Origin of the sequence: Allobacillus salarius, assembly GCF_007559425.1 — a bacterium.
In the GTDB taxonomy this organism is placed as follows: domain Bacteria; phylum Bacillota; class Bacilli; order Bacillales; family Alkalibacillaceae; genus Allobacillus; species Allobacillus salarius.
Genome location: NZ_VMHE01000009.1, coordinates 48,640 through 61,382 on the forward strand (window position 1 = coordinate 48,640; position 12,743 = coordinate 61,382).

The following is a 12,743-nucleotide window of genomic DNA, read 5'->3' on the forward strand; positions in this document are numbered from 1 at the left end:
ATTTTTCAGATTTTATTCGGCCGTTAAGCAAATTGATTGGGTGATTCGGTGCAGTATTTGAAAAAGAGGTCTTCTATACACCCGAGTGGATGTGATGATTCGTCGTACCGTCGAATAGACCATGCCTATACACCTAAATGAATCCGTGGAATCGTCGTTTGGGCGTATAGACTGGCTCTATACACCTTTATGGATCCAAGGATTCGGCGTTCGGGCGTATAGATTGGCTCTATACACCTTTATGGATCCAAGGATTCGGCGTTCGGGCGTATAGACCGACTCTATACACCCGAATGAAAGTGGCGGTCCCACATTTGGTAGTATAGACTCTCTAATCTTTAACTTGAAATGATCGATAACATGCTGCTGTATGATGTAACATACTTACTCGAGGATAATGAATTTGTATAAGCAAAAAAAATAACTGACAAAAGTTATTGTCAGTTATTAAAACGTTTCTCTTAATTGTTTCAATGCATCTTCTTTAAAAATGCTCGTTCCATATTCATCGAGAAGGTGAATTGTTTCGCTCGTCTCTTCACCGTATTCCAAGATGCGGCTAATATAATTTTCTTGCTCATTTTCACTCAAGAATCCAATCGGAAAGTTAACATACAAGTAATATTGATTTTCTTTCGCAAAGAATTGATCTTCTATAAACCGTGTGTCACGCATGGAATGACTTAACGAGATCGCATCTTCCAAGTCGTCGAATTTCACAGTCATGTTTAAATCCTCATCTTCTTCTGGAGCTGATTTTTGTCGTGTTGAACCTTTCGTGTACGTCTCTTTTTTTCTTTGTTTATGAGGTACACTATTTTCAATCAACGATTCAATTTTTTCATTCATACTTGTATCCATTGGTGTTTCTTCGCCATCTGGAAATTCAAGCTTGGAACCATCTTGAGATATTTCCGCTTTTGTAACGACGATTTCCAATCCTTTATCCATAGCTTGCACTTGAATCCATAACGGTCCATCAATATTGAATGTCTCTCGATCGTTGACTTCATCCATCATTTCCCAGAAGAGTTGTTCGCCTTTATCGCGGTTATACCATATATCCTCACGTTTAAAGCCTCGATCTTCAATATCTCTGTATGATATATAAAATTTTAACGTATTTTCGTTGATACGTTCTATTTCCATTTGTCGTCCTCTCCCTTCGATTTATTTTGAGGAAGGATTATGTTTCTTCTTAGTAGTGTATTACCCGTAATCAAAATCATTCAATCATAACATAAATCAATATTCTTGTTCATATTGTATGGTAACTACATCGATTTGGTATGGACAATTCAGATATTCCATATTCGCCCTTGAAATGGACGAGCGATGCTTCTCGTCTACCATCCTTATTTCTATAATCGCTTAAGCAATTCCTTCAACTTCTTTATTATTTTTCTTTATTCTATCTAGTTTTAAAAATCAATTATAAAGGATTTCATTTCTTTGAACAACTAAACTGCTCTCGAAACAAATGTATTTATTACCAACTGTGAACATCTTGTCACGATATAAAATGGAGGTTTATTATGGACATATTTTTCACTGAGTTATTCACGAATTTAAACTGGGATATTTTCAAGGCTGTCTTAATTATTATCGGATTGGATTTAATTCTTGGTGGAGATAATGCTGTTGTCATAGCGATGGCTAGCCGTAACCTTCCCGAACATTTACAAAATAAAGCGATTGCTCTCGGAACAGTACTTGCGGTCTTCATTCGTTTTTTACTCGCATGTGTCGCCATTTATTTACTTACGATTCCTTACTTACAGTTAATTGGTGGATTGTTCCTGTTATATATTGCCTTTTCTTTGCTAAAAGAAGGTGAAGATGACCAAGAGATTCAAGCTTCTGGGACATTGTTAGGCGCAGTAAAAACCATTGTTATAGCTGATGTTGTCATGGGATTTGATAACGTATTGGCCATTTCAGCAGCTTCCAATCAAGATTTTCGTTTAATTTTATTTGGACTGGCTGTCTCTGTTCCAATCATCGTTTTCGGTAGCAGAGTAATTCTATATGCTATGAAAAAATATCCGCTCATCATTTATTTTGGTGCATCGTTATTAGCTTATACTAGTGGAGAACTAATCTTAAATGAACAAAAACTTGAAGTATATATTGAGTCATTACCATATATCCAAGTTGGATTGCCCATTTTATTGATTGTTCTTATCTGCTTATATGGTCGGTCTAAAAACATTCCAGTAAAAGCCTGATTATTTGACTCGGATAGAGCTTACCCGTTTTTACCAATTAAAAAAACAGCCACTGTGTATTTTACACAATGGCCGTTGACGTACTATTATTAATTTACCATTCGCTGTGCTTCTTTTAATTGGAATGAACGAACTTTTCTTGGTAAGAAGCGACGAATTTCATCTTCATTATAACCAACTTGAAGTCGCTTATCATCCAAGATGATTGGTCTTCTTAACAGTCCTGGGTTATCTTGGATTAATTTAATCAATTTCTTCAATGGTAATTGATCTAATCCAACGTCTAAAGTTTGGAATACTTTTGAACGTGTAGAGATAATCTCATCTGTTCCATCTTCAGTCATACGAAGAATTTGTTTAATTTCATCTTCGCTTAGATTTTCAGAGAAGATATTACGTTCAGTATAAGGTATTTCGTGTTCTTCTAGCCACGCTCTTGCCTTTCTACAAGATGTGCAGCTTGGTGAAGTAAATAATGTTACCATGCCATTCACTCTCCTTAAAGGGCTTTCAACACGAGTTAAAATATTTAAAATCGCTATTAGATTAAAATAACTTTAATTTACTTGGGTATGGTTTAAGTATACTACAATCATTCTAATATGAATAGATGGATTTGACATTTGTAATGAAAACTTCATATTTGCTATTGATTCCTTTAATTAAGTATTACCCTGTTATAAACATTATAAACCTAAAAACTGGATTTTTATTAAATAAAAATAGCTGCCTTTTCTATTAGGCAGCTGTAACCCTTACGTGGATTGCAATTCATTCGCATCTTCGAAAATATCCGTTTCTCTTTTTCTGCGCTTAAAAACTTGATCAACCGGTTGATAGCTCTCTCCATAAATCTCTTTATCCTTATATGTGTGGATATCCACATATGTTTTTTTCATTTTCTCATAAATTAATTCTTCATCTTCATCAATTGGTGACCAAAATAGAATTTCTAACGGATTTACTTCATTTGTTGCTATGGATTTTTTCTCATAACCGATTGTCTTAGCATGTTGGAAATTTTCGCGCTCATAAAATCTTAACCGTTTAGCCGTGTCTGTATCTTCGTAATCAACTGGCTCCACTTCAAGAATAATCGGCTTACCTTTCGTTTTTAACTGACCAATTAATTGTTTACCTATTCCTTTTCCTCGTGCTTTTGATGATACATATACATAATCAACAAAAATGAATTGTTCATATTCTGCGTACATCAAAACATGGTCTTCACTTTCATCTTTATGATAAATATTCCCTTTCTCATCTAATAAAATTTCAAAGTGTTCTTTGGATTTCATTTCTTCAATTGGAAAGTATTCATTTAGTTTTTCATACCAAGTCATAATTCCGCTCCTTTGTTGACTAAATTTCCGAATTTTTTCACTTACATTTATTTAGTTTATAGGAAGACGACTTGAAAGTTAAACGGTATAAAGCTTGAATATTCCGCTTGAGATCGGATTTAGTATGATCAGCCTATGCTAAACTCTTTTATTCTTATAGATCCACTTAATGGCTTTCGGATAGATTAATTTATTGAAATTAATAACGATAGACGTCAAAAAAAGTGCTGTAGAAAGAATTCATTTCCTACAGCACTTCATCTAAATCATTATTTTGGATCAAAATTGACCCCTTCTGTATACCGATTACCTGGGTTCCAAATCAAATACTCATAAATTCCGTTATCATATAAAGCACGGATTTGAGCTTCAACTTCTTTTTTTCCATAAGTGAACGTTTGGCCGGCTGGATACAACCAACTCGCTGTGAAATCTTGAATCCATGGTCTAGAAACTGGGCCGTCTTCAAGTTGACTTAACAGTTCATTCTCCACTTTACTGTATTCGTTAACAAGATTATACGGTTCGGTATCCGGTTTTTCAATGCCAAAGTAAGATGTCCAATGGCTTGGATAAATCATTGAAGAAATAACATCTACATTATCAGCGATCTTTAAGAAGTTTTGTCCAATGCCTGGAGCTTCTTCAATTGTTGCTGCATATCCAAAAATATCTACAGATACATCTACATCGTAAGCATCCAATTCTTTATTTGCGTACTCTACAAAGCTGGACACTGCATTCACACGTTCTTTGACATTATCCAGATCTGCTTCATCAAAATCTCCTCGACTATAGTCAAGTGATTCATCTCGTTTTTCAAATCCTTCCGGAAAGCGAACATAGTCAAATTGGATTTCTTGAAAGCCCATCTTAGCCGCTTCTTTCGCAATTTCAAGATTGTATTCCCATACATCTTTTATAAATGGATTGACGAATGCTTCTCCTCGCCCATTTTTCCATATAGAACCATTTTCTTTAAAGGACCATTCCGGTTTTGCTTCTGCTAGTTTCGTATCTTTGAAAACAACTATTCTCGCAATTGGATAAATTTCTTCCTCTTCTAGTTCTTTTAACATCGCTTGAGGATCTTTAACGTAGTTTTGAGAAAACTGACTATATAACTTATCTTCATCTTCCACTTTATACGTAATATTTCCATGGTCATCTTTAATGTCAATGACCATTGCGTTTAACGGAGTGGAAGCAAGAAGATCCTTCAAGTAATTAAAACGTTCACCACCTGCCGAATGGCCTGTAACGTAAACACCCCGAACTGCATCTGGATACTCAAAATTAAAGTTGCTCTGGTAAACGAAACGAGGGACAGGATCAGGAAGCACTTTTTCTGTTAATTCTGTTGTAAATTGCGTATGTAATTCAGCAACGTTACCGTCTTTTTCATCTGTTTCTTCCTCTGCATGGATTGTCATTCCAACTAATAATGTAAATGACATCATAATAAGAATCTGTAAGAAAATCTTGTTGTTTTTCATTATCCTATCCCCCATCTTTTTCTCCTACACCAAGTCTATTATATTATGTTTTTACTGTAAATGGGACTTATTTCTACAATTTTCTACAATTATTTTTGTTATGAAGTTTCATATAACAATCTCATAGACTCATGGCATACAAAAACTTTAGCAGCAAACGTTTTTATCAATTGTATGCACTATCTTCCCGGTTAATATAACGATTAAAACTTTTTTAAAATTTTAATCATAGTAAAAGAGCGGAATCTCTTCCGCCCTCAGTTGATTACGTTTACTTTTTATCCTAAAGCAACATCTAAAATCATCATGATGACAAAACCAATCATTAAGCACATGGTCGCCATATCTTTATTCCCATTTTCATGTGAACCAGGAATGACTTCTTCCACAACAACGAAAATCATGGCCCCTGCTGCAAAACTTAGTGCATATGGAAGGGTTGGTGCCATCCATGTCACTGCCAAAAAGCCGGCAATTGCAGATAGCGGTTCGACCATTCCGGAAAACTGACCGTACATAAAGCTTCTAAAACGCGAGATTCCTTCACGGCGAAGGGGCAATGAAATCGCAGCACCTTCCGGGATATTTTGAAGACCGATTCCTAATGCAAGTGTACCTGCACCTACAAGAGCTGATGTAGAATCGACAGCAGAAGCAACCGCACCAAATGCTACACCGATTGCAAGCCCTTCAGGTATGTTGTGAAGTGTGACAGCGAGAATTAACAATGTACTGCGTTTTCTTTTTTCAGGTTGTAATCCTTCGGGTTGATTCCGTCTTGCGTATGCGTGCATATGTGGTATTAGTTTTCCCATGGCCCATAAGAAAATGGCACCAACAAGGAATCCTATCGCAGCAGGTAGCCAACCGGGTTGGCCGCTTTCTTCTGCTCTGCTGATCGCTGGAGATAATAATGACCAAAAACTCGCTGCAATCATGACTCCCCCTGCCAATCCGAGCATACCGTCCATAATCTTCAAATTAACCTTCTTAGCTACAAGAACAGAGGCAGCACCTAGTGCTGTAGTTAGCCATGTAAATAGTCCTGCAATCAATGTCTGATTAAATAAACTTAAATCCATATACCAATCAAGCATACGTTGATCTCACTTCTTTCTATTTTAAATTCGAAATTACTTCGTCAATTTACCATATGTGAAATATACCAAAAGTGTTTCCCGTGGTCAACATTTATTTTTATTAAATTTTTTAAAAATAAACGATGATGAAATTAATCAAATTCATTCATTCGCAGCAATAATTTAATTTCCGTCTTGGACTGTTTACCCACTTCGCACTCATATTAATTGTTGTTAATCTTTCTGAATCGATCTATTCGTCGTTAGCGTAATCGTTCTAATTACATAATCGTTACATAGAGATATAAGTGGGAAGAAAACCAACGATGGGGTGAAATTACATGAGTGAGGATTTATCAAAAGAACAAAATGAGCGAGGCAAGAATCCAAAGCAAGAACAGCTTGACCAATATCGAATTCAAAATACCGGCAAGCCGATGACAACGAACCAGGGAAGGAAAATATCCAACGACTCAGAGACACTCAAGGCTGGAGAACGTGGACCTTCTTTACATGAAGATGTTCATTATTTTGAAAAAATGACGCATTTTGTGCAAGAGGAAGAGCCTGAGAGAGTCGTGCATGCAAGAGGTTATAGCGCACACGGCGAGTTTGAATGTTACCAATCCATGAAACATGTGACGAAAGCATGCTTTTTGCGGGAACCAGGTAAAAAAACTCCACTAACCGTCCGCTTTTCTACGGTTCAGGGGCCAAGAGGTTCTTATGATACGGCGAGAGATTTACGTTGTAAGGGTGTGAAATTTTATACAGAAGAAGGAAATTATGATTTAACGACGATTGCGATGCCTGTATTAATTAATCAGGACCCGATGAAATTTCCTGATGTTATCCATGCCTATCAAGCTAAATCAGATGATGATATTCCAACTGCAACAGGAGCTCATGATCATTTTTGGGACTATGTAGCGAATAACCCTGAAGCACTTCATATGGTGCAATGGATTATGACAGATCGAGGGATTGTCAGGAGTTATCGAATGATGGAATCTTGGTCGATCAATACGTATTTGTTCGTCAATGATGAAAATGTTGCGACATTTGTTCGATTTGTATGGAAGCCGGTTCTCGGGACACATGCCTTACTTCAAGATGAAGCAATAAAATTAGGTGGAATCGACCCCGATTTTCACCGCCGTGATTTACGTGATGCGATCGATAAAGGGCTTTATCCTGAATATGAATTAGGTGTTCAACTAATTCCGATGGAAGATGAATTTAAATACGACTTTGATATCCTTGACCCGGCAAAATTTTGGCCGGAGGAACTAGTTCCTGTCCAGTTAGTCGGTAAATTGACACTTAACAAAAACATTGATAATTATCATACGGAATCTGAACAGGTTGCTTTTAACCCAGGAAATGTTATCCCGGGAATCGATTTTTCGAATGACCCGATTTTACAAGGAAGACTAATCGCATATCAAGCAGCGCAAGCTCACCGAATCGGACCGAATTTTCAAGAGTTGCCAATCAATAAGCCTGTCTGTCCTTTTCATAATAACCAACGTCGAGGACCGATGCGCTATCGAATCGATGTAGACGAAGTCAATTATCACGAGAATTCACTAGCAAACAATACACCATATACAACACCGCCTGAAGCTGGTGGTTATGAACATTATCCTCAGAAAGTGGATGGCCGTGTTGTTCGTGGACGAAGTGAATCATTCAATGATTTCTTTACCCAGCCTCGCATCCTTTGGAATAGTTTAACCCCTGTAGAAAAGAAGCATACGATTCAAGCTTTTAGCTTCCAATTAGGTAAGGTAGAAAGTGAATCCGTTCGCCAGCAAAACGTCAATTTATTAGTCAACGTTGATCGAGAGCTTGCCTGTGTCGTTGCGGATAATATCGGTGTTGAACAACCAGAAGGCACCAACGTTCCGGTCTCGACAAGTTATCCTTCGTTAAGTCTTGCCAATGTGCCTTATTATGCAGCGACTCAAAAAGTCGGCGTATTGATCGGGAACGGTTTTGATGAAAATGAAGTGACCGATGTACTGCAATTCTTAGAGAAAAATAATGTGTTTATCGATGTTATAAGTGAACGACTCGGTGCAGTGACAAGTAAAAACGGTAAGCAATTGAAAGCAAATAAAACATTTTTAACGACGAGTCCTTATTTATACGACTCCATTTATGTCGTCGGTGGAGAGTCCAAACAGCAAGCAAAATTCATGAATGATATAGCTGAATTCGTGCACAATGCTTATAAGCATTACAAGCCGATTGGTGTTGCGACGACGGGACTTCCTTATATTCAAGCTTTCGAAAACAACAACTTATCAGGTGTCGTTTTCGCAGCCAACAATCCTAATTTCAACAAAGACTTTATTTCTGCGATTGCTCAGCAACGATTTTATGATCGAATTTAAATAAGAAACATGTTCAATTTACCTGTACAGATGATGAAGCATTTACAAATCATTTGTACGGGTTTTCTTTACCTTTTCTTAGACCACTTTTCGCATTCGTAGTTCTGAAAGAAGTATCAAAAATCGCCACAAAATGTTCTGTTGCGTTCTTATTATAATCCATTCAATCATTTTTATGATTTTGCATGAATCATTTTCAACTGCACAAGCTATGTATGAACATTCTTTATGCACCAATTGATCCATTAACAGATGTCATTTCAAAAGCAGGATACGATACACCATTATGAAGTAATTGAACTTAAGCTTTACTCGAATCGAATACGAAATCATCACTAATCGGGAGGTGAAAATATGGATACTGCGAAACGAATTGCGTTATTACTCGTCATTATCGGAGCAATCAATTGGGGGCTAATCGGCTTCTTCCAGTTTGACTTAGTAGCATCACTTTTTGGTGGACAAGATTCGCTTTTATCTAGAATTGTATATGCACTCGTCGGTCTAAGTGGTCTTTATGCTATATCAATGTTATTTGATTCAGAAAGTGATTCTGCTTCTTCCACTCAATCAGGAACCTTACAATATGGAACAGAATTTAGTGAAGAAGATGATTTCTCAGCACTGGAAGAGGAAAGACCAGATGATGATTTTGACTTACGTTAATTGTCATTAAAAGTTTGATGAAAAATGTGGGTTTTGGATAAACTTTGAACCCGTATTGCATTTTTTCTTATCGCTGGGAAAAGGCACTGACTCCGGTCGGTGCTTTTTTTCATTTTGCTTTGATAAAGAGCTGTGCGAACAAGTACGAAATGTAACGTTAGTTGGTCTTCTTTTCAACGATAGCAATTAATTTTTTTGCTCAACCGTTGATTTGGGGCCTTCTTTTCAACGGTAGTGATCAATTTTTTTGATCTATCCTCCATTCGAAGCAATCTATTCGACGGTAGCGACCAAATTTTATGCTCTATCCTTGATTAGACGGTAACGAAAAACATAATTTGCTTTCTCCATATCTTTTACAGCCACATCTTATCACAACTCCACTCTAAAGCATTATCAACACCCCAATAGTGAGGAAATTATTTTTAATATATGATAAAATCAACGGAGTGAACCAATCCATTCATCTATATAATTAGAAACAATACGCTTCTCCGAACACTTTGAACTTAAAAAATTCTTACATAGAACATTTGAAAGGATGATTGTGCATGCAGAAAACTTTATTTTCAGGAATTCAACCGTCCGGTCAATTAACTATCGGTAACTACATCGGAGCGATGAAACAATTTCCTGAGCTTCAATACGACTATGATAGCTACTTTTGTATTGTAGATTATCATGCGATTACCGTACCTCAAGACCGTTTGAAACTACGTGATCAAACCCGTTCATTGGCTGCACTTTATCTTGCCTGTGGTATTGACCCTGAAAAGTCTACCTTATTTATCCAATCTGAAGTAAGTGCCCACGTAGAGCTTTCTTGGATGCTCCAGACAATTGCTTCGATTGGTGAATTGGAACGGATGACTCAATTTAAGGACAAAGCAAGCGGTAAAGAATCCGTTCCAGCTGGTTTGTTGACTTATCCACCATTAATGGCAGCGGATATCTTGCTCTACAATACTGACATTGTGCCAGTTGGTGATGATCAAAAACAGCATTTAGAACTAACGAGAAACCTGGCTGAGCGTTTTAACAAGCGCTATAATGACATTTTTACTATTCCAGATATACGTGTTCAAGAAGTCGGCGCACGAATTATGTCATTGCAAGATCCAACGAAGAAAATGAGCAAATCGGATGAAAATCAAAAAGCTTCGATCTATATGTTGGATGACTTAAAACGTGTTGAGAAAAAAATTAAGAGCGCTGTTACTGATTCAGAAGGAATCGTGGAATACGATAAGGAAAACAAACCTGGCATCTCAAATCTACTCGATATATATGCCGCTTTTTCAGATCAATCCGTGAGTGAACTAGTCACTACCTATCAAGGCAAAGGTTACGGCGAATTTAAAACAGACTTAGCTGAAACGGTTGTAAGTGCCTTAAAACCAATCCAAGAGAGATATCATGAATTGTACGAATCAGAAGAGTTAGATGAGATATTAGACCGCGGGGCTGAAAAAGCAGAAAAAGTTGCCAACAAAACCGTAAAGAAAGCTAAAAAAGCGATGGGAATCGGCCGAGTTCACCTCAAAAGATAATTTCTTCTACTAAAACATAAAAAAACAACCGTGATTTTTATCACGGTTGTTTTTTAGGTTCCCAAAGTGGGAATATGAATAGTACATTTAGTCAAGAATAGTAACTTCTACTGTTTTTCTACCCCACTGGTAAGCTTCTGCTTTTGTTGGAACGTGAAGATCGATGATATTACCGTTTATGGCACCGCCCGTGTCACCAGCGATTGCTTCACCATATCCTTCAACATGTACGCGGCTTCCTAGTGGAATAACATTCGGGTCAACAGCAATGACTTTCATATTTGGATTGTTGTTCAAGTCAATACCTGTTGCTGTGACTCCTGAACAGCCAGCACAATTAGCCGTATAAGCCGTTGCTTCTACCGTAAGGGTTCTACCCTCTTTCTGACTAGATTGTTGGCTCTGATTTGATGATTGATTTGATGAAGTATTTTGATTTGTTGTTTTTGTTGCTTTTACTTTATCTTGTTTTTCAGTTGTTTGTTCTTGTTTGTTGTTACTAGACTGCTTCTCTTGGTTACTAGATTCGGAAGCTGCAGCTTTATTGTTACTAGATTGAACTGCTTGTCCACCTTCTCTAGCTTCTAGTTTTTCATTGAACTTTTCGAATGGAATGTCAATCTCTAGTTCTTGACCGATAAGAATTAAATCTGAATCAAGATCGTTCCATTCTTTAATATCTTCTACCTCTACATCAAAATCGTTGGCAATTTTAGATAATGTTTCCCCTTTAACAACCTCGATTGTACGTGTGGCATCAATCTTTAATGTTTCACCCGTAATAATTAATGTATCCTCAAGATTGTTTATCTCCATAATGTCGGAAACAGTTGTATCAAATTTATCTGCTATTTGGTTCAGATAATCACCTTGTTTCACCTGGTAAGTTTCCTCTGCTGAAACTGAACTACTGAATACTGCTCCAGATATGATTAGTCCGCCAGCTAGCGAAAGAAATGTTTTTCTCATAAAAGATGTGTCCTCCCTCTAATCATTTTGACAAAACCTATGTTATCACAGGAGAACCCACCTTGTGGTTACGCAGGAATTAAGTGTATATGACAAACATAACAGAAATTCGACAAAATATTACCGAATTTTGTCGAATGTAATCTTAATGAGATATTCAGATGTGTTTTTCCCTAATTGACGGGCTTCAGATGCTTTTGATTGCGTTTTGTTTCTTTTGTTCCATTTCCCATAACTTCTCGAAGAAGGGCTGACCTTTCGCCATTTTTTCACAAATTTCATCGTGTCGAGCACTCCACCCTTGTTTCACTTCATTGACTAATTGTTGAAACCCTTGTTCAAAATCCATTTCTTGAATCACTTCATATTGTGCTGGTGTCCATTCAGTGAGCCAATAACGTAGCTCATCAATTCGTTTACTTTGATTCAGTTGGTCAAGCATTAGCATAAGTAAGTGTTTCAATTGCCTTTCCTTTCTAGTCAAACCTAGCATGTACTGTGGTTGCAAGGAAAGAATATGATATTGTTTATCTTGTTTCTTATTATTGAAGATAAACTCTTGAGGTTTTCTGCTTTTGATTAACTCTAGAACCAGTCGTTCTTGACGTGGTATCATTCGACTCTTACGGATTGGAATTTCATATCCCAATGTATCAACCACCATTGTATGAACACCTTCAGTCATGATAAATGCATGATCGAGAGGAATACGTTGGTGTTGTTTTTTCAAATAGGCACGCTCAAAAACAAGATCCAATAAATCACGAGGTATATCTTGCAAGTCATTCTCTATGTAATTAAATAGATCTGGTTCAACGTAGATTACAGGGATCTGATCAAGAAGTTCGATGGAATCACTTTTTCTCCATTCGTGAAAATGGCAAACGTTGTACCCATTTTCTTCGCCTTCAAACCAATTCACCCAAATATCATGAACGTATAACATATAAACCCCTCACTTTTTTATGTTCTTCTTCTTACGCTCATTATGGCCAAGTGAACTATTTTTATTC

11 protein-coding genes are annotated in these 12,743 nt (G+C 36.9%); 4 read left to right on the forward strand and 7 right to left on the reverse strand.

Annotated elements, in window-relative coordinates; translation table 11 throughout:
• Window positions 1-447: 447 nt before the first annotated feature.
• The gene (gene mecA, locus FPQ13_RS06825; RefSeq protein ID WP_144088587.1) at window positions 448-1,149 is read right to left on the reverse strand and encodes an adaptor protein MecA; all 702 of its coding nucleotides are present in this window, start codon (window positions 1,147-1,149) and stop codon (window positions 448-450) included.
• Window positions 1,150-1,535: 386 nt separating this feature from the next.
• Here mecA and FPQ13_RS06830 point away from each other — a divergent pair, with 386 nt between their 5' ends.
• The gene (locus FPQ13_RS06830; protein WP_144088588.1) at window positions 1,536-2,228 is read left to right on the forward strand and encodes a TerC family protein; all 693 of its coding nucleotides are present in this window, start codon (window positions 1,536-1,538) and stop codon (window positions 2,226-2,228) included.
• An 89-nt stretch (window positions 2,229-2,317) separates the two neighbouring features.
• On the opposite strand, the gene spxA is transcribed toward FPQ13_RS06830, so the two are convergent.
• The 4 genes from spxA to FPQ13_RS06850 form a co-directional block, all read right to left on the reverse strand.
• Window positions 2,318-2,713 (reverse strand): transcriptional regulator SpxA, encoded by a 396-nt coding sequence (gene spxA, locus FPQ13_RS06835; protein WP_144088589.1) that lies wholly within the window; start codon window positions 2,711-2,713, stop codon window positions 2,318-2,320.
• A gap of 270 nt (window positions 2,714-2,983) precedes the next feature.
• Window positions 2,984-3,571, reverse strand: coding sequence for a GNAT family N-acetyltransferase (locus FPQ13_RS06840; protein ID WP_144088590.1), 588 nt, complete (start codon window positions 3,569-3,571; stop codon window positions 2,984-2,986).
• 269 nt (window positions 3,572-3,840) lie between these two features.
• Window positions 3,841-5,067, reverse strand: a complete 1,227-nt coding sequence (locus FPQ13_RS06845) for a putative glycoside hydrolase (RefSeq protein ID WP_144088591.1) — start codon at window positions 5,065-5,067, stop codon at window positions 3,841-3,843.
• A gap of 278 nt (window positions 5,068-5,345) precedes the next feature.
• Window positions 5,346-6,164: a ZIP family metal transporter gene (locus FPQ13_RS06850; RefSeq protein ID WP_144088592.1), complete on the reverse strand. Its 819-nt coding sequence runs from the start codon at window positions 6,162-6,164 to the stop codon at window positions 5,346-5,348.
• A gap of 323 nt (window positions 6,165-6,487) precedes the next feature.
• On the opposite strand from FPQ13_RS06850, the gene FPQ13_RS06855 reads away from it, so the two are divergent.
• The 3 genes from FPQ13_RS06855 (at window position 6,488) to trpS (ending at window position 10,761) form a co-directional block, all read left to right on the forward strand.
• Window positions 6,488-8,545, forward strand: coding sequence for a catalase (locus FPQ13_RS06855; protein ID WP_144088593.1), 2,058 nt, complete (start codon window positions 6,488-6,490; stop codon window positions 8,543-8,545).
• 354 nt (window positions 8,546-8,899) lie between these two features.
• Entirely contained in the window at window positions 8,900-9,211 is a 312-nt protein-coding gene (locus FPQ13_RS06860) for a DUF378 domain-containing protein (RefSeq protein ID WP_144088594.1), read from the forward strand.
• A gap of 551 nt (window positions 9,212-9,762) precedes the next feature.
• Complete coding sequence (gene trpS, locus FPQ13_RS06865) at window positions 9,763-10,761, forward strand: tryptophan--tRNA ligase (RefSeq protein WP_144088595.1); 999 nt, start codon at window positions 9,763-9,765, stop codon at window positions 10,759-10,761.
• An 87-nt stretch (window positions 10,762-10,848) separates the two neighbouring features.
• On the opposite strand, the gene FPQ13_RS06870 is transcribed toward trpS, so the two are convergent.
• Window positions 10,849-11,730: a LysM peptidoglycan-binding and 3D domain-containing protein gene (locus FPQ13_RS06870; protein WP_144088596.1), complete on the reverse strand. Its 882-nt coding sequence runs from the start codon at window positions 11,728-11,730 to the stop codon at window positions 10,849-10,851.
• 187 nt (window positions 11,731-11,917) lie between these two features.
• A complete protein-coding gene (locus FPQ13_RS06875) occupies window positions 11,918-12,676 on the reverse strand; it encodes a DUF3603 family protein (protein WP_144088597.1) in 759 nt (252 codons plus the stop codon).
• Between the last annotated feature and the right edge of the window lie 67 nt (window positions 12,677-12,743).